Raw genomic sequence first — 23,425 nt, forward strand, 5'->3', positions numbered from 1 at the left:
GATTTGCAAACCCTTGCTTTTGACCTAATCTCATCCGCGTCGCGGCATTGCGGGGAGGAGACATGCTTTCGGGCTGGGTGATCATCGTCGCCGCTTTCGCCTATATCCTGCTGCTGTTTGCGGTCGCGAGTTATGGCGACCGGAGAAGTCGCGTCGTGGGCGTGCCGAAGATCGGCCGGCCCGTGGTCTATGCGCTCAGCCTGGCGATCTACTGCACCTCGTGGACCTATTTCGGTGGCGTGGGTCTGGCTTCCCGTCGCGGGATTGAATTCCTCGGCATCTATATCGGCCCGATCCTGATGCTGACGTTGGGCATGCCGCTGATCCGACGCATCGTCGAACTCGCGAAAGCCGAGAAACTGACCTCCGTCGCCGACTTCGTCGCTGCCCGCTATGGCAAGAATTCGACTGTCGCGATGATTGTCGCGATCATCGCGCTGGTGGCCTCCGTGCCCTATATCGCGTTGCAACTCAAAGCCGTGTCGAGTTCGGTCGCCGTGATGGTCAATCCCTCCGACTACGGGATTGGCAGCGGCAACCTGCATTTCATCGATCTGGCCTTGATCGTGACACTGCTGATGGCCGGTTTCGCCGTCATGTTCGGCACACGCCATACGGATGCGACGGAGCATCAGGACGGTCTGATCCTGGCAGTGGCGATGGAATCCGTCGTCAAGGTCTTCGCCTTTGCAACCGTTGGGCTGACGGTGCTGTTCGTGCTGTTCGACGGTCCTGCAGACCTGATGGCCAAGGCTGCCGACAACCTCCTGATCACCTCGGCACTGTCCTACGAAACGCCCCTCAGCCGCTGGCTGATTTTGATACTGCTCTCGGCCTTCGCCATCCTGCTTCTGCCTCGGCAGTTCCATGTGACGGTCGTGGAAAACCGCACGGACCGGGAACGAAAGGTCGCTTCGTTTCTGCTGCCGATCTATCTCGTCGCGATCAACCTGTTCGTCCTACCGGTGGCGATTGCCGGACTGGTCACGTTCGGTGGAACCGGCAATGCCGACCTCTACATTCTCACGCTTCCGCTCCACGGCAATCTGCCGGTCGTGACGCTGATCACCTTCATCGGCGGCTTTTCCGCCGCAACCGCGATGGTGATCGTCGAATCCGTCGCATTGTCGATCATGGTGTCGAACGACATCATCATTCCTGTCTTCCTGCGCCGCAAGCTGATGGCGGCACGCTCGGCGCATGGGGGTCGTGCCGATTTCACCCGTGCACTTCTCAATATCCGACGGCTCGCGATCTTCGCCGTGCTGCTTCTCGGCTACGGCTATTACCGGATGGCGGACACCCAGTCGGGTCTTGCCTCGATCGGCCTTCTGGCGTTTGCGGCGATCGCGCAGGTGGCACCCGCGCTGTTCGGCGGGCTGATCTGGCGCCGGGCCAATGCCCGCGGCGCAATCCTTGGCATGTGCCTCGGGTTTGCGGCCTGGGCCTATCTACTGTTCGTGCCGAGCCTCGGCGGACCGGACAATTCCCACATCGCCGCGGCCGTGCTGAATTTCCTGATCCCCGGCACCGGCATATTCTCCGGTCCCGAAACCGATCCGCTCGTCAACGCGACGATCTTCAGTCTGGCGCTCAACATGCTGGCCTTCGTGCTCGGCTCTCTCTCACGCAATCCGCGACCGGTGGAGCGTTTGCAGGCCGGGATTTTCGTCAAGCGGCATCTGCGCTCGGAGTTTGCGACCCGCGGCTGGAAGACCCGTGTCAGCGTGGGAGACCTCAAGGCGACGATTGCGCGCTATCTCGGCGAGGAGCGCATGCAGCGTTCGTTTTCCCACTATGAGCGCACCGCGGGACGCCGGTTCGAGGACGACCAGCCGGCCGATATGGCGCTGGTGCATTTCTCCGAACAGCTGCTGGGAAGCGCGATCGGTTCTTCCTCGGCACGGCTCGTCTTGTCGCTGATCCTGCAGAAGGCCGAGGATGCCAGTGCCGACACCGCCTTCCTGCTCGATCAGGCGAGCGAGGCGCTGCAGTATAACCAGGACATGCTGCAGACGGCGCTTTCGCAGATGGACCAGGGAATTGCCGTGTTCGACAGTGCCGACCGGCTGACGATCTGGAACCGGCGTTTTCGCCATCTTCTCGACCTTCCCGACCAGGTCGGACAGGTCGGATTTCCGCTCTCAGAAATCGTGGCGATGCTTTCGGACCGGGGCGACATACCTGCAGACGAACAGGCGGATGTGGTCAACCGGTTCAAGACGCTGGATGCGTCGTTCTCGCTTGTCGTTGCAAGCGGCGAGCGGATCATCGAAGTGCGCACCAACCCGATGCCGGATAGCGGCATCGTTGCAACCTTCACCGATATTTCCGACCGTGTTGCGGCGGCAAAGGCGCTGAAACAGGCGAATGAAACGCTCGAACAGCGGGTGACACAGCGCACCTCAGAGCTGACCCGCGTCAACCATGCACTGGGCCAGGCGCGTGCCGAGGCCGAGGAAGCCAATATCGGCAAGACACGTTTCTTTGCCGCTGCCGGCCACGATATCCTGCAACCGCTCAATGCCGCGCGGCTGTACTCATCCGCACTGGTCGAGCGCATGACGCCTGCCGACCGCAACGGTCCGCTGGTGCGCAACATCGATTCCGCGCTCGAATCGGTTGAGGCGATCCTTGGGGCGGTACTGGATATTTCGCGGCTCGACACCGGCGCAATGAAGCCGCAGCTTGAAACCATCGCCCTCGACGACCTGTTGCGCCGAATCGCGACCGACTATGAGCCGATGGCGCGCGAGAAGAACCTGACCTTCGTGGTCATGCCGACCTCACTCAGGGTTCGCTCCGACGCCAATCTCCTGCGCCGGCTGGTGCAGAATCTGGTGTCCAATGCGATCAAATACACAATCAGCGGCAAGGTTCTGGTCGGCGCGCGGCGGCATGGCGGGCGAGTATCGATCGAAGTGCACGACTCCGGCATCGGCATTCCGGCAGCCCAGTTCGAGACCGTGTTCAAGGAATTCGCAAGGCTCGACGAAGGGGCGAAAACCGCAACCGGTCTCGGCCTTGGTCTTTCCATCGTCGACCGTATTTCGCGCGTGCTCGACCACCCCGTGCAGCTTGCATCGCGGCCCGGTCGCGGAACCATCTTCAGGGTGGATCTGCCGCTCGACGCATCGGTCGCGCGACCGGCGAAAGCCTCCGAGCGGCCTGAACGGCGCAAACGCTCGCAGCCGCTGACCGGGCTGAGGGTTCTGTGCATCGACAACGAGCCGAAGATTCTGGAGGGGATGGCGCTGTTGATTACGGGTTGGGGTTGCACGGTCAGGGAAGCGCAGTCCATCACGGCGCTGGACGAAATCACCCGTTCGGGTGAGCCGGCGCCGGATATCATTATCGCCGATTATCATCTCGATGACGGCGACGGGATCGCGGCGATCCAGTCGCTGCGTGCCGCTTACGAGGCCGATGTTCCGGCCCTGCTCATCACCGCCGATCGGTCCGCGGATGTGCGCAACGAGGCTGAGAAACACGGCATTTCACTGCAGCACAAGCCGGTGCGACCGGCGGCGCTGCGCGCTTACCTCACCCAGATCGCCGGTCTGCGGCGTCTCGCGGCGGAATGACGCAAACTGCTTAAAAAGCTGTTCATCGAATAGTCATCACAGACTGTTTACGGTTGAAATGTCTGAACGTCAGATACAAAGCGAGTGTCGCTCGGAACTCTCCGGCGCGTCGCGACGTTTAGGCGCGTGACTTCCCGGCCCGAAGAGGCCTTACGGACCGAAAGGCACGAGGCCATCGGAACCGGTAGAGACGGAGACCGCGACCGATGAAACGATTCGAGATCATTGACGGGATGCGGGGATATTTCCTTGTATTTATGGTTCTCAACCACCTGATATTTGCCGGTGGCTACTTCCTGGTCAAAATCAATCACAACCAGCTTGCTTTTGTCGAGGATGCGCAGGGCTTCGTGTTCCTGTCCGGCCTGATGATCGGCATGGTCTACGCCCGCAAGATGATGAAAGGCGGATATGCCGCCGGTCGCACTGCGATCTACAGCCGTGCCTTCGAGCTCTATCGCTATGCCATGGGCATCGTGATCGCCGTGCTGGTGGCGCAGATGCTGCTGCCGGGGGCCTATTCGGTCTGGTTCAACTGGCTGGGCTATACCAATTTCGACGATCCGCTGCGTCTCGCTGCGATCGCCACCTTCCTATACCAGCCGACCTTCATGGACATCCTGCCGCAGTATATCGTCTACATGCTGTTTGCACCGATGCTCATCAAGCTGGTGCTTGATGACAAGTGGCACTACGTGGTCGCCGCCTCGATCATGATGTGGATGGCCGGACAGCTGGGTCTGCATCAGATCGCAACGATCCCGATCAATGAGCTGATCATGGGCTCGGACGATCAGGGCATCCGCGTGTCGTTCAACCTGTTCGGCTGGCAGATCGTGTTCTTCTCGGGCCTCGTTCTCGGTGCGTTGACCTCGTCCGGCAAGATCAACTGGGGCAAGATCCTGTCGCCAGACAACACGTTCATCCCCAAGGTGGCGCTGGTGCTGGTGATGTTCTTCCTGCCGCTGCGCCTGATTACCGCCAACGAGCTGATGCCGGCCTACATGATCGGCAAGTTCGCATCGATGGAAATCCGTGCCGATTTCGGTCCGGTCTATCTCCTGAACTTCGCCGCGATGGGTCTTCTCGTCACCTGGCTGCTCGTTGCCGGTCCGCAGCACAAGGCAAACTGGGTGCGCAACATCGCGTCTGCCGTGACCTGGGTGTTCACCCTGCGGTACCTGCGCCTGCTCGGCCGCCACTCGCTTTATGTCTACGTGTGGCACGTCGCGATCGTCTACTTCGTCTACTACTTCGATGGTCGTACGCCGGAACTCGGCGAGTGGACGAAGACTGCGATTGCACTGACCGCCGTCGGCCTTCTCTCGATCCCTGCCCTATGGCGCGAGCGCGACAAGTTGCTCGGCACGGCGGAGCCGGCACCTGCGAAGAACCTGAAGTCGCCAAAGCCGGCGGCCCAGAGCGTTCCGCAGCAGATGGTCATCCGGTAAAGACGACTATCGTTCGCATACAAAAAAGGGCGGCTCCAAGCCGCCCTTTTTTGTGGTCGCTTGACGGCGACGTCAGGCCGCTTGGCCGATTTTCGCGTAGGGGTCGAACCGACCGTAGAAGGTCTCTCCGTTCGCCGCCATGTCCTTGAGCAGCTGCGTCGGCTTGAAATGGCTGCCATATTGCGCGGCCAGCTTTTCGGCGAGTTCGACGAAGGTCTTCACGCCCATGCCGTCGATGTAGGACAGCGTGCCACCCGTATAGGGGGCAAAGCCGAAGCCGAGGATGGAGCCGACATCGGCTTCGCGCGGATCGGTGACGATGCCTTCCTCGACGGTGCGGGCGGCTTCCAGTGCGATCGTCACGAGGAAGCGCTGCTTCAGCACGGTAACGTCGACATCTCGGGCCGGCTTTTGCGGATAGAGATCCTTGAGGCCGGGCCAGAGCGATTTTTTCGCGGGCTTGGCGGGGTAGTCGTAGAAGCCCTTGCCGTTCTTGCGGCCGCGGCGATCGAGCACATCGACCATGTTGTCGATCAGCGCCATGTGTTCCGGCTTGACCGAGTTGGGGCCGAGATCGGCGATCGAGGCCTTCATGATCTTCTGGCTGAGATCGACAGCCACTTCATCGTTGAGAGAGAGCGGCCCAACCGGCATGCCGGCCATCTTGGCGGCATTCTCGATCATGGCTGCCGGCACGCCTTCGGCCAGCATGTCATAGGCTTCGTTGATATAGCGGAAGACGCAGCGGTTGACGAAGAAGCCTCTCGTGTCGTTGACGACGATGGGCGTCTTCTTGATCTTGCCGACGAAATCCAGCGCCACGGCAAGCGCCCTGTCGCCGGTCTTTTCGCCCAGGATGACTTCGGTCAGCATCATCTTTTCGACCGGCGAGAAGAAATGCACGCCGACGAACTGGTCCGGCCGTTTCGAGTTTTCGGCAAGGCCCGAGATCGGCAGTGTGGAGGTGTTCGATGCGAAGATCGTGGTTTCCGGAATGACGGCTTCGACCGCCTCGATCACGGCCTTCTTGACGTTGCGGTCTTCGAACACCGCCTCGATGACCAGATCGGCATCGGCAAGCGTCGAATAGTCCGGCGTGGCGGTGACGAGCGAGAGGAGCTTTTCGCCCTCTTCCTTCGTCAGGCGACCCTTGGCGACACTGTCGGCCACCAGCTTTTCGGAAACGGCCTTGCCCTTGTCGGCTGCTTCCTGGCTCTGGTCGATCAGCACGACGGGAATGCCGGCGGCAGCCGTCACATAGGCAATCGAGGCACCCATGAAGCCCGCGCCGACCACGCCGACCTTCTTGAATTCGCTTTTTGGAACGCCTGCCGGACGACGGGCGCCCTTGCCCAGTTCCTGCATCGAGATGAACAGCGAACGGATCATCGAGAAGGCTTCGGTGGTGCCGAGGATCTGCGTGAAATAGCGCTGCTCGACCTTGAGCGCCGTATCGAAGGGCAGCTGAAGTCCCTCGTAGACGCATTTGAGGATGGCGAGCGCGCCCGGATAATTGCCTGCCGTCTCGCGGCGCAGGATGGCGGGAGCCGCCGGGAAAAGCTGTGCAGCCTGCGGCGTCCAGACCCCGCCGCCGGGTGCCTTGAAGCCCTTTTCGTCCCACGGAGCGACGGGCTTCAAACCATCCTTGATCATCTGCTTTGCAGCGGTCACGAGCTGATCGGGTTCGACGACCTGATGCACGAGACCCATCGCCTTGGCGCGTTGCGGCGTCAGCGTCTGACCGGTCGTCATCATTTGCAGGGCGGACTGGGCATCGGTCAGGCGCGAGACACGCTGCGTGCCGCCGGCGCCCGGAAAGATGCCGACCTTGACTTCAGGCAGCGCGAGCTTGACCGACTTGGAATTGGCGACGACGCGCCCGTGGCAGGCCAGCGACAGCTCGAGAGCGCCGCCCATGCAGGTGCCGTTGATGGCCGATACCCAGGGCTTGCCGTTGGTTTCGATGGCGCGGAACAGCCAGGTCATTTGCCCTGCAACCTCGAACAGCTTCTGCTTGGCGGTGGCCGGATCCTTGGCGGTTGCCTCCTGCAGCATGGAGAACATGCCGCGGATCATGGTGAGGTCGGCACCGCCGGAAAACGAGGATTTGCCGCTGGTAAAGACGACGCCCTTGATCGCGGCATCCGCGACGGTTGCCTTCAGGATCGCGTCGAGTTCTTCCAACACCTCGGCGGTAAAGACGTTCATCGACTTGCCCGGCATGTCCCAGGTCACGACAGCAATGCCGTCGGCGTCGGTTTCGATGGTGAAGTTGGTGTAGGTCATTGGGTTCCTCCCCTATCAGGCCGACAAATGGCTGCGCTGGGTTTCCAACGTCCTGGTCTTTTCGACCACGACATCGCCGGTGTGCTTCGTCTCGGACGGCTCGAACAAGAGTATCCAGCACTCATCGGCCGCGACCGGATTGTGCTCGACGCCCTTCGGAACGACATGGAAGTCGCCTGCCTTCATATGAACATGCGGCCGGTCCCGATATTCGATCGTGAGTTCGCCCTTCCAGATGAGGAACAGTTCGTCCTCGTCGCGATGCGAATGCCAGGTCAGATGATCCTTGACCTTCGCGACCTTCACGCTCTGTCCGTTGAGATCGGCAATGACGCGTGGCGACCAGTGGTCGTCAACATGCGCAAATTCGTCTTCGATTGTACCGGTATTGAAGCTCACGGTCAGACCCTCTCGATCACGGTAGCAGTACCCATGCCGGCACCGATGCAGAGCGTGACCAGTGCGGTGTTGAGATCGCGGCGTTCGAGTTCGTCGAGAACGGTGCCGAGGATCATCGCGCCGGTGGCGCCGAGTGGATGCCCCATGGCAATCGCGCCGCCATTGACGTTGATGATGTCGTGGGAAATGTCGAACGCCTGCATGTAGCGCAGCACGACGGCGGCAAAGGCCTCGTTGAGTTCGAACAGGTCGATATCGGCAATCGTCATGCCGGTGCGGGCCAGCAGCTTTTCGGTGACGTCGACTGGGCCGGTCAGCATCAGCGCCGGGTCGGAGCCGATGTTTGCGAACGCGCGGATACGGGCGCGCGGCTTGATGCCCATGCTTTCGCCGCCGGCCTTCGAGCCGATCAGGACGGCGGCGGCGCCATCGACGATGCCAGACGAATTGCCGGCGTGGTGGACGTAATTGATCTTTTCGATTTCCGGATGCGCCTGAATGCCAACAGCTTCGAAGCCGCCCATTTCGCCGGGCATCTGGAACGAGGCATTGAGCGAGGCAAGCGCCTGCATGTCGGTGGACGGCCGCATATGCTCGTCGCGGTCGAGAATGGTCAGGCCGTTCTGATCCTTGACCGGGATCACCGAGTTCTTGAAGTAGCCGGCATCCCAGGCTTTTCCGGCGCGCTTCTGGCTTTCGACGGCATAGGCATCGACGCCATCACGGGAGAAACCGTATTTTGTCGCGATCAGATCGGCCGAGACGCCCTGCGGCATGAAGTAGGATGGGAAGTTGACCGAGGGATCCATGTACCAGGCGCCGCCCGACATGCCCATGCCGACACGCGACATCGATTCGACGCCGCCGGCAATGACGATGTCGTCGGACCCGGCCGCGATCTTGCCGGCGCCGAAATTGACGGCATCAAGGCCCGATGCGCAGAAACGGGAGATCTGCATGCCGGGTGCCCGGGTCGAATATCCCGCTTCGAAGGCCGCAGCCTTAGGGATGACGGCGCCGCTGTCCATGACAGGATCGACGCAGCCCATGATGATGTCGTCGACGGTTCCCGTATCGAGCCCGTTGCGATCACGGATGGCTTCGAGGGTCTTTGCCGCGAGACGGACGGCCGGCACTTCGTGCAGCGAGCCGTCCTTCTTGCCGCGACCGCGCGGCGTGCGCACGTGATCGTAAATGAAGACTTCGGTCATGGTGTCATCTCCCTTGGTGGCAAATTACATTGCCTTTGTTTCACTGCGGGAGAGAAGACCCCTCCCAAACCCTCCCCGCAAGAGGGAGGGTTTATCCCGCCGCGCCGCCGATGTTCAATCGGGACGAGCAGTCGCCACACATTTTCTCCCCCCTTCTAGGGGGAGATGGCCGGCAGGCCAGAGGGGGTAGCCAACGCTTAGAACGCCTCGGCGGCCAGTTCCATCATGGTGTCGGAGCCGGCCTCGATGCGCACCTTGCGCAGCGCGGTTTCCGGCATGATACGCTCCATATAGAACTTCGCCGTGACGAGCTTTGCTTTCAGGTACTCTTCGCGCAGGTCCCCGGCGGCCAATGCGGTTTGAGCTGCCTTTGCCATCTTCGCCCACATGTAACCGAGCGTGACGAGGCCGAACAGGTGCATGTAGTCGGTCGAGCCGGCACCGGCATTGTCGGGCTTGGCCATGGCGTTCTGCATGAACCACATGGTCGAGGCCTGCAGGTCGTTCAGACCCTTCTTGAGGCCCTTGGTGTAGAGAACCATCGCCTCGTCGCCGCGGTTTTCCTCGCAGAAATCACCGATCTCCTTGAACATGGCCATGACCGCGCGGCCGCCATTGAGGGCCAGCTTGCGACCGACCAGATCGAGCGCCTGGATACCGTTGGCACCTTCGTAGATCATCGCGATGCGGGCATCGCGGACATACTGGCTCATGCCCCATTCTTCGATATAGCCGTGGCCGCCGAAGACCTGCTGGGCCATGACCGCGTGATCGAAACCCTTGTCGGTCAGCACACCCTTGAGGATCGGCGTGGCAAGACCGAGGAGATCGTCGGCGTTCTGGCGTTCCGCTTCGTCCTGCGACCGATGGGCGATATCGGATTTCAGCGCCGTCCACAAAACGAAGGCGCGGCCTGCCTCGTTGAAGGCCTTGATGGTCATCAGCGAGCGGCGGATATCCGGGTGGACGATGATCGGGTCCGCCTTCCTGTCCGGCGCTTTCGCGCCCGAGAGGGAACGGCCCTGGATGCGCTCATTGGCATAGGCTACGGCATTCTGATAGGCGGTCTCGGCGATCGACAGACCCTGCAGGCCGACACCGAGGCGGGCTTCGTTCATCATCACGAACATGGCCGAGAGACCCTTGTTCTCGGCGCCGATCAGATAGCCCGTGGCATCGTCGTAGTTCATCACGCAGGTCGAATTGCCGTGGATGCCCATCTTTTCTTCGAGCGCACCACAGGAGACGCCGTTGCGGGCGCCGAGCGAACCGTCTTCGCCCACCATGAACTTCGGCACGATAAACAGCGAGATGCCCTTGGTACCCTCCGGCGCGCCTTCGATACGGGCGAGAACCAGATGCACGATGTTGTCGGTCATCGAATGTTCGCCGGCGGAGATAAAGATCTTCTGGCCGGAGAGTTTGTAGGAGCCGTCGGCCTGCGGCACCGCCTTGGTGCGCAGCAGACCGAGATCCGTGCCGCAATGGGGCTCGGTGAGGTTCATGGTGCCAGACCAGCTGCCGCCGACCATGTTGGGCAGATAGGTGGCCTTCTGCTCGTCCGTGCCGTGGACGAGGATGGCGGCGATCGCCCCTTGCGTCAGGCCGGGATACATCATCAGCGACATGTTGGCCGACGACATGTATTCGCCGACGGCGGCATGCAGTGTGTAGGGCAGGCCCTGGCCGCCGAACTCTTCCGGAACGGCCAAACCGATCCAGCCGCCCTGGACATACTGGTCATAGGCCTGCTTGAAGCCGTTGGGCACCAAAACAGTGCCGTCGTCGTTGCGGGTGCAGCCTTCCCGGTCGCCGGAAAGGTTGATCGGGAACAGGGCCTCTTCGGCCACTTTCGCCGCCTCGCCGATGATCGCCTCGATCATGTCGGGCGTCGCATCGGCAAAACCCTGCAGGTTGCCGTAACGCTCCAAGCCGAGCACATCATTCAGAACGAAAAGTGTATCGTTTACCGGTGCCTTATAGACGGGCATCGTTATCCATCCTCCAGATTAGCCTGACGCTTCCTCCCGGGCATTGCAGCCCGTCGTCTCCTGCACTTACTTAATTGACGTTCGCGTAAACGTCAAACAGTTGGAGGCTCATATCGCGAGCCGATTTTGACCCGGCGTTAGCATCACCTAATAGGTGCTTTCGCCTGCACTGCCGAGGAAGTCGCGCCCGCCGCGCTGCATCACAGTGATAGCATCGTCGAAACCCGTGTCATCCGGGCAAACATGCGGAATCGTGGCAAAAAGGTTAAGATCTTAACGAACATTAACGATTTATTTACTACGTTTCTGGAAATAGTGGGGACTACGGGAGGTCAGTCAAATCCATCCAACGAATGAGTCGTTCTTTCATAAGGCAAGCCTTGCGTAAGAAATGTCTAATATTGATGTGATTCACCGGTGCCAATAGGCGGCGGATGAGGCTGAAACCGAGCGTCGGCAGGTAAAACGCGGAAGCGAGCGAGCACATGAACGGATCACGATCGAATCCTAACCGCCCGGGCGAACGCTCCTCTCTTGACGCCCTGAACCGTACGATCGAGGGCCTGGAGGCCCGAATCGAGGATCTGATGTCGGGCGCCGGGCGCGAACGCCGCCAGCCCGCTTCCGACCCGCGCCTCGAAAAACCGGCGTCCGTGCAGCCCCCGCAGATGCAGAGGCCAGCGGCGCCTCGCTTTGCCGACCCGCTGGCGGAAATCCGCGAGCGACAGCGCATGCTGGGATCGGCCCGCGAGCGCATGGCAAGCGCACAGCAGTCGCATGCGGCCGAACCGGTCCGCCAACCCGTCCAATCACCACTCCGCGAAAAGATCACGCCGCCGGAAGCCTATCGTCCCAGCCAGGAGCGCCGTCCGGCTGCACCGGTTGCGGCAACTGCCACCGAAGTTTCTGCGAGCCGCTTCGAGCGGGCCGTCGCCAGCCGCGATATGCAAATGCGGGAAACCCGCCAGCAGGCGACCGATGGCGCCTCCATGCGCGAAATCGCCGAAGCGCTGGTCGGCTTGCGTCATGAACTGAAGCAGGACATCGCCGAAGGCGTCGCCCGCGAGATGGGCGCACTGCAAACCGAAATCCGCTCGATCCGCTCGATTGCCGAAGATCATCGCGGCACCGAAGACCTGCGCGGCGATTTCTCCCGTCTTGCCGACAGCATTAGTCAGCTGGGCTACAGCAATTCTCCCGATGCGGAGGCCCTGCGCGCCGAGTTCGAGGAACTGCGCAATGTCATGGCCCAGGTCATGGATGGCGTGGCACGCGAAGATTCCGTGCAGCGCATGGAAAGCCGCTGGCAAGGGCTGGAAGAGCGAATCCACGGGCTTGAGCCAGAGCTTCTGCGCGACGAGGTTTCGCAGCTCGCCTACCGGATCGACGACATCAAGACCCAGCTTGGCGGCATGAACGACAGCCCCGCGCTGCGCGCGCTGGAGCAGAAGCTGCTTGCGATCGCGACCGCGATGGAGCAACTCGGCAGCCGCATGCAGCCATCCGACGAACTGCTTGCCGAACAGTTCACCATTCTCGACGAGCGTCTCGACGAAATCACTCGCGCCGTTGCCGCCGGCAGCCGTGCTTCGGCCGCAGCCACGCTCGACCAGGCTTTCATGCAGAAGCTCGACGGCCGGATCGTCGCTATCGCAGAGCAGGTCGATCAGATCAGCCAGGCTGCTGCCGATCCGAGCGAGATGCTGTCCGGACGGATCGAAGCGCTGACCGCGCGGATCGAGGAACTCTCCGACGAACAGGCCGCCATGCGGCTGGAGGAGCGGCTCGACCAGCTTTCGGTCATGCTGACGCAGGCGCAGAAGCCCGCGTATCAGACCGAGCTTTCCGACCACCTCGCCGATATCTCGCGCAAGATCGATGGTCTTGATCACAACTCGATCAACGACATGCTGGGCGAGCGGCTGGATGATCTCGCCCGTCGTATCGACGAGATCGAATATCGCCCGGCGCCTGCCACCGACGAGCGGGCCTTCGACCGGTTGGAAACCCGGCTGACCGACATCGCCATGCGACTGGACGAAGCAGCCAGCGCACCGCGCGGCGACGAAAACGCCCTGCGTAGCCTGGAAGACCAGATCGCGCATCTTTCGAGCCTGATCAGCGAGCCGCAGACATCTTCGGCCACTGCGCTACCTGATGGTTTCGAGCATCGGTTCTCGGCAATCGAAAGCTACATGTCGACCAACGACGAGTACATTCTGGAAGCCGCACGGCAGGCCGCAGAAGCCGTCGTCGAGGCCTATTCGCGCAATACCGGGGCCGGTGGCATGGCCGTCGCGTCCGGCGACATGGCAGCCCTTTCGGCCCTCGCCGACGATCTTCGCCACCTTGAAGAGCTAACCCGCGGCACGGAAACGCGCAGCCATCAGACTTTCGAAGCCTTGCACGGAACGCTGGTGCAGATCGCCAATCGTCTGGACACGCTGGAAGACAGCATTTCCACGGCCCGTTTCGAGCCCGCCTATCGCGATGCGCCGGCCGGTCGCGAAGCCCAGACCGACCAGCCGATTCGCCATCCCAAGATGCCGGCCGCAGCGCAACTGTCCGTTCCAGCGATGGAATTTGCCGGCGCCGAGGACCGCAATGTTGCTTTGGCAGATGCGCCCGTCGAAACCGACGAGGTCGTCGTGCCCCCTGCAGCCGCGCGGGAAGAGCCGGCCAAGCCCGGTCTGCTGGCCGGTCTCTCGAAGCGTTTCAAGTCGGGCACCCGCGATGCAGGCGAAAAGCCGGCCCGCACCGTCATAGAGCCAACGCCTTCGATCGATCCAGCCGACATTCTCCCAGCCGGCCGTGAAAACGACCTGCTGGAGCCGGGCTCGGGCGCTCCCGACGTCAAGAAGATCCTCGAGCGCGTGCGTGCCAGCCAGGCCGCCGGCGATTTCAGTGGCGAGAAACCCGGAACGGCCGACAAATCGGACCGCGCTGACTATATCGCCGCTGCCCGTCGTGCAGCCAAGGCCGCAGCACAGGAGACGGATCCTTCACAGGTCAACGCGGTCAAGAGCGTTCGCTCCGCCACCAAGTCGCAGACCACGTCGGTTGCCGGCACGCCGTCCGAAAAGACCGGCATGTTTGCCAAGTTTTCGCAGCATCGCCGCCCCATCCTGATGGCCGTCGGCGCCGTGCTGCTGGTGATGATGTCGATGCAGGTGGTCAAGAACGTGACCGGAAGCCGCGACAGCGCGCCCGAACAGGCTGCCCTCGAAGCCCCGGCTCCGGTCTCCGTGCCGGAAGAGACTGCGCAGGCTCCGAGCGCACCAGTCGAAGCTCCCGCTCCTGTCGACACCGCTCAAACCCCGGCCGAAAGCCCTGCAGCCAGCGATGGTGACGGACAGGATGTGGCAGCGACGCCGCCTCCGGTCGCGCCCGACGCCGCGACAAACCACCTGATCGATCCGGTTCCCGCAGCCGGAGACCTCGCTTCAATGCGTCCGGCCGCCGAAGCTGCTCCGGCACCTTCAGAAGACGCCGGCTTCACGGCACAAGCGCCGGCTGCCGCTGAAATCGAGGCACCGGCTCCGATCGTCGTGCCTGTCGGCCTGGAGCCGAAATCGCTTGCCGACGCCGCATCGTCGGGCGATGCCAACGCGCTGTTCGAGATTGCCACCCGCTTTACCGAGGGACGTGGCGTCAAGACCGATCTCGCAGAGGCGGCAACCTGGTACAAGCTTGCCGCCGACCGTGGTCTTGCGCCTGCCCAGTACCGCATGGCGAACATGTTCGAAAAGGGAACGGGCGTCGAGCGCAACCTCGGTGAAGCCGTTCGCTACTATCAGCTGGCCGCCGAAGCCGGCAATGCCAGCGCCATGCACAACCTCGCCGTTCTCTACGCGTCCGGTGCCACGGGCCAGCCTGACTACACCCAGGCCGTCAAGTGGTTCACCCAGGCCGCCGACCACGGCGTCGCCGACAGCCAGTTCAACCTTGCCATCCTGTTTGCCCGCGGCAACGGCGTGAAGCAGGATCTGGAAGAGAGCTACAAGTGGTTTGCCGTTGCGGCAAAGGCAGGCGACAACGACGCCGCCCAGAAGCGCGACGAAGTGGCGAATGCCATGCGCAAGGAACAGCTGGAAAGCGCCCGCGCCAAGGTTGACCTCTGGAAGGTGATGACACCCGAGCCGCGGGCAAATGCCGTTGTTGTTCCGGATGAATGGGCTGCCGGCAAGCGTCTTACCACCGCATCTGTTGACATGGAAAAGGCCGTCCGCAACATCCAGGCGATCCTCAACAAGAACGGCTTTGAAGCCGGACGGCCGGACGGCAAGCTTGGGGCCAAGACGGTAAGCGCAATCAAGTCGTTCCAGTCCTCGATCGGCCAGGAGCCTTCCGGCCGCATCAACGACGCACTGGTTCGGGAATTGCTGGCACGCAACAAGTAGCCAGCAACCCGTAAGACGACCAATCCGGTCGGGCTGGGGACTATCGGCCACGCCCATTGGAAAACGCTGAAGCTGCTGTTTTCCCCGCGGATTCACGAATTGACACCCCGGCAGGCCAAGCGCATGACGGGGTGTCCTTCATGCGCGGTTCATCGCGTCTGTGAAAGGGTTCCCCAAAGCCAGAGCGACGGCCATCTTGAATGCGTGCCGCCTGCAACGGCGTTGTCTTTTTCGACGTGTCGAGGTTCAGCCGTGACTGTCTACCTGCCGATTGCAGAGCTTTCGGTGAACATCTTCATCATCCTTGGCATGGGTGCAGCTGTCGGGTTTCTGTCCGGCATGTTCGGCGTCGGCGGTGGCTTCCTGATCACGCCGCTTCTGATTTTCTACAACATTCCACCCGTCGTTGCCGTGGCAACCGGCGCCAATCAGGTCGTTGCCTCCTCGATCTCGGGCGCGATCACCCATTTCCGGCGCGGGTCGCTGGATATGAAACTGGGCACGGTGCTGCTTGCCGGGGGCCTTGTCGGCGCGACGGTCGGTGTGTGGATCTTTTCCTGGCTACGGCGCATCGGCCAGCTCGACCTGTTCATCTCGCTTCTCTATGTCGTGCTTTTGTCGACGATCGGCGCGCTGATGCTGCAGGAGAGCCTGAGAGCCATGCGGCGGGCAAAGAACAACCAGCAGCTTCCGCTGAAACGCCCGGGCCAGCACAACTGGGTGCACCGCCTGCCCTTCAAGATGCGGTTCAAGAAGTCGAAGATCTATCTCTCCGCCATTCCGATCCTGGTGCTCGGTTTCGTCATCGGCGTCCTCACCTCCATCATGGGCGTCGGCGGCGGCTTCATCATGGTGCCGGCGATGATCTATCTCCTGCGCATTCCGACCAATGTCGTGGTCGGCACCTCGCTGTTCCAGATCATCTTCACCACCGCCTATACGACGATGGTTCAGGCGGCGACGAACTACTCCGTCGATATCGTGCTTGCGACGATCCTGATGATTGCCGGCGTGATCGGCGCCCAGTACGGCGTGCGCGTCGGCCAGAAGCTGCGCGGCGAACAGCTGCGCGCGCTTTTGGCGCTGCTGGTTCTCGCCGTCGGCATCCGTCTTGCGATCGGCCTGATCGCAACGCCGAGCGACGTCTATTCGGTGGCCGTCGGAGGACTGTCCTACTGATGCGCAGGCTGATCCTCTCCCTCCTTCTTCTTCTCTCATTCGGATTGTCGCTGGCAACGCAGGTCGCGGCCCAGACGCCGTTCGACACGGCCTCGCCGATCAAGGAAGGGCTGGAGATCGGAGCATCGTCGAGCGAGATTGCCATCACCTCGGATTTCCGCGGCGCCGACCTCACCATCTTCGGGGCCATTACCAATCCGGACGAGCTGCTGCTTGCGATCGGTCAGTACGATATCGTCGTGACGCTTGAAGGTCCGCGCGACTATGCCACCGTGCGGCGCAAGGAACGCGTGCTCGGGATCTGGATGAACACTCAGGCGATGACGTTCGAACAGGTGCCGGAGAGCTATTCGATCGCCAGCACACGCCAGCTGAACGACCTCGATCACCAGGCGCCGTCCTTCAACAACATCGGGGTCGGCATCGAACACCTGCCTCTCAACCCCACCGGCTACATTCCGAATTCCGGTCTGATCAGCGATTTCCGCGAGGCCTATCGCCGGCAGAAGCTCAACAGCGGGCTTTACCAGCGCGACACGAGCGGCGTGCGCTTCGTCTCGTCCAGCCTGTTCCGCGCCTCGTTGCGGCTTCCAGCCAACGTGCCCGATGGCGTGCACATGGTCCACGCCTATCTGTTCAAGAGCGGCGACCTGATCTTTCAGCGGGAGATGCCGTTGCGCGTGGTCAAGACCGGCCTGGAGCAGGCGATCACCGATGCCGCGCACGAGCGTCCGATCGCCTACGGTCTGTTCTGCGTGCTGATCGCTGTCGTAACCGGATGGGGCGCCAGCATCATCTTCCGCAAGGACTGATCGTCTAACAAATTCGCCGGAACGGTTTCCAATCCTCTCCTCACGCCCTAGTTAGGGCGCAACATACAGTTCCAATGCAAAGCGTCAGCATGTTCCGCCGGATCGCCGCACGCCTTTTGGCTTCCCTGTCCCTCCTCCGTCCGCTGCTTCGGCCGTCCGAACTGCGCGCAGTCATCAGGCGCAGCGAATTCGGCCTGATCCTGATTGCAGGCGTTGTCGGGGTTCTCGCCGGCCTCGCGGTCGCCGCGATGAGTTTTATCTCGCACGCGCTGCATGTCCTGATCTTCAAGATCGGCAGCACCGAGCGCTTAAGCTCGGCAGCGTTTCTCGAGCCGACGACGGTGCTTTTGGCGCCGGTTGCCGGCGGTGTCGTGATGGGCCTGCTCTACCTGATCCTGCGCAAGTGGCGTAAAAAGCCGATGGTAGACCCGATTGAGGCCAATGCGCTGCATGGCGGTCGCCTGTCACTGACCGACAGCATCATCGTCGCGGTGCAGAACCTGATCTCAAACGGCTTCGGCACCTCGATCGGGCTTGAGGCCGGCTATACGCAGCTGTCCTCCGGCATTGCGTCGAAGATCGGCTCATTGGTGCAGTTGCGCCGAACGGATCTGCGCGTGCTGGTCGGCTGCGGTGCTGCCGGTGCCATCGCGTCCGCCTTCAACGCGCCGCTGACCGGCGCCTTCTACGCGTTCGAGCTGATCATCGGCACCTACACGATCGTGAGCCTCGCGCCCGTCGTCGTTGCGGCGCTTGCGGCAACCTTCGTCACCCGGCTTTTTGTCGGCGACGCCTTCATGATCGATATCGGCAAGATCGGTACCGTCGTGCCCGCCGATTACCTGCCGGCGGTGGTGCTGGGCATCGTCTGTGCGGGCGGCGGCATCCTGCTCATGCAGGGTGTGACCAAGGTCGAGGAACTGGCGCGCGCCAGTTCCATCTCGTCCGCCTTCCGGCCGGCGATCGGCGGACTTGCGGTGGGCCTGCTGGCGCTGATCGATACGCAGGTGCTTTCGGCCGGTCACGGCGCGCTGCATGCGAGCCTCAACCAGAATATGGCGATTGGCGCGGTGCTGGGCCTGCTTCTGCTGAAATCCGTCGCTTCGGCCATCACCATCGGCGCCGGTTTCCGTGGCGGCTTGTTCTTTGCCTCACTGTTTCTCGGTGCGCTGATCGGCAAGCTGTTTGCCTATTCGACACCCTACATTTTCGCCAATGCGACGCTGACCCCAGTCATCTATGCCGTGGTCGGAATGAGCGCGATGGCCGTTGCCGTGATCGGCGGACCGCTGACCATGACCTTCCTGGCGCTCGAAGTGACCGGTGACTTTCCGATCACGGCGCTGGCGCTTGCCGCGGTCATCACCTCGTCCGTCGTGGTGCGCACCACATTCGGCTACTCGTTTGCGACATGGCGTTTTCACCTGCGTGGTGAAAGCATCCGCAGCGCCCATGACGTCGGGTGGATCCGCAACCTTACCGTCGACAAGCTGATGCGCGCCGACGTGAAGACGGCACCGGCATCCATGACACTCGAGGACTTTCGCAAGGAGTTTCCGCTCGGATCAACCCAGCGCGTGATCATGGTCGGTGAGGACGAAAAATATATCGGCATGGTGCTGACGCCGGAAATCTATTCGGCGGCGACCGAAGGCGGCGAGGAAAAGCCGCAGCTAGCCGATTTCATCCGCTTCAAGAACGACGTTCTCCTGCGCAGCATGAATGCCAAGCAGGCAGCGGCGATGTTCGACAAGACGGAGACGGAAGCGCTGGCCGTGGTCAACAACCAGATCGAGCGCAAGGTGATCGGCCAGCTTTCGGAAAGTCATACGCTGCGGCGCTATACGGAAGAGCTGGACCGACGGCGTCGGGAGATCTCGGGCGAGATCTAGGCGGCACGCATCGTTTGAGTCGACGGGGCGGAACCGCTGTGGCCCGCCCCGCCGGTGGCATTACATAGCAGGTAGAACCGCGATGTCACGTACATCGGTCTCGACGCCGGAGATTGTACCGACTTCGGTCGCAGCGCCCGTTTCCAGGTTGACCGTGTAGAGCATCTTTCCGGCTGCGAGATAGGCGGTGTTCTTGCCGCCGTCCTCACCCTGGATATCGAAGGCGTAGGTCGCAGGCTTGTCCTTGAGACCGAGCTTGCCGATTGCCTTCAGGGTACCGTCGTTCGGCTTGGTCTGCTGGATCAGTGCGCCGATCGTGGCATCGATGTTGTACATCGCGGTCTTCTCGGGCTTGCCGATCGAATTGGTATAGGCCGCGGCGACGATGTTCGGGGCTTCGCCCTTGTGCATGTCGCCCTCTTCGAAGGCGAGCGTCCCATCGACCGTGACGGCGCCCGTATCCGGATGGACGCGGTGGTTGGTGGTGCCGGTCATGAAGCGCAGGCGGTCCGCCATCGGGTTGAAATCGACCACGACCGGAGCGTCCGACATGGTCAGCATCTTGTCCATCTTGGCGACTTCGGTGGCGGCACCGGTTTCGAGATTGATCGAGACGATCGCGTGTTCCGGCGTGACGCCGATCACGGTCTTGTTGCCCGGGCGGAAATCAATGCCAACCAGCTTGGTGACGCCGGTGACTTCCATCGTCTTGGTGACTTCAGGCTTTGCCGTGTCGAACATCACCAGCGTCTTGTCGCCGGTGAGACCGAGGACCGGGGCGGCGGAGGCGGCAACTGCGCCCGTGACGGCTGAAGCTGCGAGGATCGAGGATGCGATCAGAGCGTGGCGAAGGGTCTTCATGGTGTCTGTTCTCCCGTTGAAACCTTTGACGAGAGCATGTCGGCGCATGGCCTTTTCGATGCTCTCAGAAGGGAGACACACGGGAGGATACGTTTGGATGCAGCAGACGAAAATATTTTTTCGCTGCATCCATTTTCCGGTTTGGCGTGTCCTTAAGTTCGAAGGCGACTTTGCAGCCGGTAAACCTTTCGAGACTGGACGAGCCCATGCCCGCCGTGGCAACAGCACAGAGACAATATTCGCGTTCCTGCGAACGCGCATGGGGAGAGAGCGGCTTGGCCCTGGTGACCGACCAAACACACGATCTCGAGATGGCGCTTGCCGCCTGCGCTGCGGGCGACCGTCAGGGCTTGCGCCGCATCTTCGACGACGAGGCCGGCCGGCTGGTGGCTGTTGCGCAGCGGATCGTGCGGCGGCGGGAACTGGCGGAAGAAGTGGTGCAGGAAGCCTTCATCCGCATCTGGACCCATGCGCACCAATATTCCCCCGACCGCGGATCGGCGCGCGGCTGGATCTACGCGATCGTGCGCAACCGCGCGCTCAATCTGTTGCGCGATGGCAAGCGCGAGGATCTGGTCGGCGAAGATAGGCTCGAGACGCTGCAGGACGGCGAGCAGCTGGACCAGATCATGGCCTCTTTCCACAGGCTCGACCGCAACAGCCGCCTGCACGAGTGCCTCGGTTCCCTCGACGAGATCAAGCGACGCGGCATCCTGATGGCCTATGTCGGCGGCTACACGCATGGCGAGATCGCCGGACGCCTCAAGCTTCCGCTTGGAACGGCAAAATCGTGGATCCGGCGCGGACTTTCCTCGTTGCGGGAGTGCATGGCATGAGGATCGAGGAAAGAGACTTTCCGGCCATCGCCGATGACTATGTTCTGGGTCTTCTCGATGCGGCTGAGGCTGCCGAGGTCGAAGCCGCCATCGAGCGCGACGGCGGCCTTGCCGAAGCAGTCGCCAGGGCACGCGAGCGGTTCCTGCCGCTCGACACCAGCGTCGAGCCGGCTCCGGTATCCTCGGCGCTGTGGGACGCGATCTCTTCCCGTCTGCCGGAGCAACCGGGCGCCGCTGCCCCGTCTCTCGCGTCGGTTTCGCCGAGACTGCCTCTCGCCGGCAACGACAACAGCCGCTCCGGCTGGCGGGCAACCGCGATCTCCGCGATCGCGGCTTCGCTGATCCTTGCCGGTGGTCTGGTCTGGAGCGTCACCCGGGTGAACGAGCCGCTGGTGGTGGCCGTGCTCCTCAACGAGGCCGGCGAAATCCAGGCCGTGGTCGAGGATTTTGGCAACGACACGGCAAGTGTCAGACTGCTCAGCGACTTTACGGTGCCGCAAGACAAGACGATGCAGGTCTGGACGCTGCCCTCGCGTGACATGGGGCCGATGTCGCTCGGCCTTTTGGAAGGCGCGCATTCCGCAACGCTGCACGGCCCTGCGCTGCCGAGACCCCAGGATACCCAGCTCTACGAGATCACCCTCGAACAAGCCGGCGGCTCCCCGACCGGCCGCCCGACCGGCCCGATCCTCGCCAAGGGGTTCGCAAAACTGCCACGCTAGAGGCGCGCAACCGCCTTGGCCTTTCGGCCAATTGCGCACCAAAAACAGGGCTGTATTCTCCCTTCGCCGAAGGGAGAATGGGATGACGCTGACGCAGGACACACCACGTCCGATAGGTGAACCGGTGACGATCACCTGCCAGGACGGGGTGGTGCTCGGCGGTCACATCTGGCCGGCATCGGGGCCGCCGCTTGCCAGTGTCGTCATCAACCCGGCAACCGGCGTCCTTGCCCGCTACTATCACTATTATGCAGAGTTTCTAACGAGGCACGGCTTCGATGTGCTGACCTACGATTATCGCGGCATCGGACTGTCGCGACCGGCGAGCCTTAAGGGCTGCGGCTATCGCTGGCGGGACTGGGGCGAGCAGGATTTCGACGCAGCGCTTCGGTTCATGCACGACAGGCGGCCGGATCAACCGCTGCAGGTGGTTGGCCACAGTATCGGCGGCTATCTGCCCGGCCTATCTCCGAACGGGGCACGGATCGACCGGATGCTGACGGTGGGCGCGCAGTACGCCTACTGGCGCGATTATGCGCCGGGGCACCGCGCCCGGCTGTTTTTCAAGTGGCATGTAGTGATGCCGGTGCTTACCGCCGCATTCGGCTATTTCCCGGGCAAGCGGCTCGGCTGGCTCGAAGACCTGCCGGCAGGCGTTGCCAACGAGTGGAGCTTTCGCGGGGCCCGGATGGAGATGACCCATCCGGTCGGCGAGCGCGACGAGGTTCTGCGCCGGTTTGCGGCGGTCACGGCACCCATCCTGGCCATTGCCGTTGCGGACGACGACATCGGCAGCGTGGCAGCTATTCGCCGCAGCCTTGCCTATTATACCGGCGCCGAACGGACGGAGGTTCTGCTGGAGCCCGCGGTCTACGGGCACTCACGGATCGGGCATTTCGGCCTGTTCCACGCGCGCCACAGTGAGGAGTTCTGGACCGACACACTGCGTTGGCTGAAGGAGGGGATTGATCCCTGGGGCGATCAGCCCAGCAAATTTCCGTAGCGGACGGAATAGATGCGGTCGCGGCCGAGGAGGTGGGCGACCAGGGTTTCGCGGTCGAATATGCCGTGCATCGCCTTGTGATTGAGGTCGAGGCCGCCGGCGAGAACGCCGAAGGCGGGCATGAGGAGGCGGTGGCCGTCACTGGCAAAGCACGGACGGCGGACGGACTTTTCGCGGCGGCGGACTGTGGCGGATGGGTGAAGGTGGCCTGCGACCTCACCCTTGACGGCGTTCGGGCCGGCAGCGAGGCTCGGTTCATGGCGGAAGACGAGGTCGCCATAGACGAGTTCGTCGGTGCAGGTGCCCGGCAGACTGATCGTTCCGTCCGGATCGTGGTTTCCGTTGATCCAGATCCAGTCGCGGCCGCGCGCCATGTCTGCGATCATGGTGCGAAGGTTATCCGGCAGGTATTCGGAGCCGCGGCGATCGTGGAAGTTATCGCCGAGCGAAACGACGACTTTCGGATCATAGCGGGCAATCACGGCGGCGAGGATGTTGAGAGTGGCGATCGTATCGTAGGGCGGCAGCATCATGCCGCGACGCGCGAAGGCAGCACCTTTTTCCAGATGCAGGTCGGACACGACGAGCATGCCGGTTGCCGGCAGATAGAGGCCGCCGAGCGGATCGCAGACGGCAGCGACGCCATGGACGACGATCTCTTCCGCGCCGGTTGCGGCCGGGGTCATCGTGCTGGATTGGGCGGCGAGGCGCAGGCGGTGCAGCAATGTCTTTCCGTCTTTCCTGTCTTGCGGTGCAAAGCCTTTTATCCGCCGTGCCGGGCCCTTGTCCGGGCTAGCG

Annotated in this window: 15 protein-coding genes; 9 read left to right on the forward strand and 6 right to left on the reverse strand. The window is 62.3% G+C overall.

Features of this window, described 5'->3' with window-relative positions:
• Nucleotides 1-62: 62 nt before the first annotated feature.
• Both ACQY1L_RS12665 and ACQY1L_RS12670 read left to right on the forward strand, forming a co-directional pair.
• Complete coding sequence (locus ACQY1L_RS12665; protein ID WP_430241052.1) at nucleotides 63-3,584, forward strand: PAS domain-containing hybrid sensor histidine kinase/response regulator; 3,522 nt, start codon at nucleotides 63-65, stop codon at nucleotides 3,582-3,584.
• Between the two features lie 206 nt (nucleotides 3,585-3,790).
• Nucleotides 3,791-5,035 carry an OpgC family protein gene (locus ACQY1L_RS12670; protein WP_192087557.1) on the forward strand — a complete coding sequence of 415 codons (1,245 nt, stop codon included), beginning with the start codon at nucleotides 3,791-3,793 and terminating at the stop codon, nucleotides 5,033-5,035.
• Between the two features lie 72 nt (nucleotides 5,036-5,107).
• On the opposite strand, the gene ACQY1L_RS12675 is transcribed toward ACQY1L_RS12670, so the two are convergent.
• From ACQY1L_RS12675 to ACQY1L_RS12690, 4 genes are all read right to left on the reverse strand, one after another.
• A complete protein-coding gene (locus ACQY1L_RS12675; RefSeq protein ID WP_430241053.1) occupies nucleotides 5,108-7,321 on the reverse strand; it encodes a 3-hydroxyacyl-CoA dehydrogenase NAD-binding domain-containing protein in 2,214 nt (737 codons plus the stop codon).
• A gap of 15 nt (nucleotides 7,322-7,336) precedes the next feature.
• The gene (locus ACQY1L_RS12680) at nucleotides 7,337-7,720 is read right to left on the reverse strand and encodes a cupin domain-containing protein (protein WP_062453884.1); all 384 of its coding nucleotides are present in this window, start codon (nucleotides 7,718-7,720) and stop codon (nucleotides 7,337-7,339) included.
• A gap of 2 nt (nucleotides 7,721-7,722) precedes the next feature.
• Entirely contained in the window at nucleotides 7,723-8,931 is a 1,209-nt protein-coding gene (locus tag ACQY1L_RS12685; RefSeq protein ID WP_430241054.1) for an acetyl-CoA C-acetyltransferase, read from the reverse strand.
• A gap of 197 nt (nucleotides 8,932-9,128) precedes the next feature.
• A complete protein-coding gene (locus ACQY1L_RS12690; RefSeq protein ID WP_430241055.1) occupies nucleotides 9,129-10,922 on the reverse strand; it encodes an acyl-CoA dehydrogenase C-terminal domain-containing protein in 1,794 nt (597 codons plus the stop codon).
• Nucleotides 10,923-11,407: 485 nt separating this feature from the next.
• Here ACQY1L_RS12690 and ACQY1L_RS12695 point away from each other — a divergent pair, with 485 nt between their 5' ends.
• The 4 genes from ACQY1L_RS12695 (at nucleotide 11,408) to ACQY1L_RS12710 (ending at nucleotide 19,205) form a co-directional block, all read left to right on the forward strand.
• Nucleotides 11,408-15,322 (forward strand): peptidoglycan-binding protein, encoded by a 3,915-nt coding sequence (locus tag ACQY1L_RS12695; protein ID WP_430241056.1) that lies wholly within the window; start codon nucleotides 11,408-11,410, stop codon nucleotides 15,320-15,322.
• Nucleotides 15,323-15,574: 252 nt separating this feature from the next.
• Complete coding sequence (locus ACQY1L_RS12700) at nucleotides 15,575-16,501, forward strand: sulfite exporter TauE/SafE family protein (protein ID WP_062453888.1); 927 nt, start codon at nucleotides 15,575-15,577, stop codon at nucleotides 16,499-16,501.
• Nucleotides 16,501-17,313, forward strand: a complete 813-nt coding sequence (locus ACQY1L_RS12705) for a TIGR02186 family protein (RefSeq protein ID WP_062453889.1) — start codon at nucleotides 16,501-16,503, stop codon at nucleotides 17,311-17,313. Before ACQY1L_RS12700 ends, ACQY1L_RS12705 begins: the two co-directional genes overlap by 1 nt.
• Nucleotides 17,314-17,402: 89 nt before the next feature.
• On the forward strand, nucleotides 17,403-19,205 hold the full coding sequence (locus tag ACQY1L_RS12710; protein WP_082476242.1) for a chloride channel protein: 1,803 nt from the start codon (nucleotides 17,403-17,405) through the stop codon (nucleotides 19,203-19,205).
• Nucleotides 19,206-19,265: 60 nt separating this feature from the next.
• Here ACQY1L_RS12710 and ACQY1L_RS12715 read toward each other — a convergent pair whose 3' ends face one another.
• Nucleotides 19,266-20,066 carry a DUF4394 domain-containing protein gene (locus tag ACQY1L_RS12715; protein WP_062578984.1) on the reverse strand — a complete coding sequence of 267 codons (801 nt, stop codon included), beginning with the start codon at nucleotides 20,064-20,066 and terminating at the stop codon, nucleotides 19,266-19,268.
• A gap of 311 nt (nucleotides 20,067-20,377) precedes the next feature.
• Here ACQY1L_RS12715 and ACQY1L_RS12720 point away from each other — a divergent pair, with 311 nt between their 5' ends.
• The 3 genes from ACQY1L_RS12720 (at nucleotide 20,378) to ACQY1L_RS12730 (ending at nucleotide 22,627) form a co-directional block, all read left to right on the forward strand.
• On the forward strand, nucleotides 20,378-20,902 hold the full coding sequence (locus ACQY1L_RS12720; protein ID WP_062454893.1) for a sigma-70 family RNA polymerase sigma factor: 525 nt from the start codon (nucleotides 20,378-20,380) through the stop codon (nucleotides 20,900-20,902).
• Nucleotides 20,899-21,624, forward strand: coding sequence for an anti-sigma factor (locus tag ACQY1L_RS12725; protein WP_062453891.1), 726 nt, complete (start codon nucleotides 20,899-20,901; stop codon nucleotides 21,622-21,624). The genes ACQY1L_RS12720 and ACQY1L_RS12725 overlap by 4 nt, the downstream gene beginning before the upstream one ends.
• Before the next feature lie 82 nt (nucleotides 21,625-21,706).
• Nucleotides 21,707-22,627 (forward strand): alpha/beta hydrolase family protein, encoded by a 921-nt coding sequence (locus ACQY1L_RS12730; RefSeq protein ID WP_430241057.1) that lies wholly within the window; start codon nucleotides 21,707-21,709, stop codon nucleotides 22,625-22,627.
• On the opposite strand, the gene pdeM is transcribed toward ACQY1L_RS12730, so the two are convergent.
• Nucleotides 22,606-23,352 (reverse strand): ligase-associated DNA damage response endonuclease PdeM, encoded by a 747-nt coding sequence (pdeM, locus tag ACQY1L_RS12735; RefSeq protein ID WP_430241058.1) that lies wholly within the window; start codon nucleotides 23,350-23,352, stop codon nucleotides 22,606-22,608. The two genes, ACQY1L_RS12730 and pdeM, sit on opposite strands and share 22 nt — an antisense overlap.
• Between the last annotated feature and the right edge of the window lie 73 nt (nucleotides 23,353-23,425).

It is taken from the genome of Neorhizobium sp. DAR64862/K0K3, from assembly GCF_050500185.1.
Lineage (GTDB): Bacteria > Pseudomonadota > Alphaproteobacteria > Rhizobiales > Rhizobiaceae > Neorhizobium > Neorhizobium soli.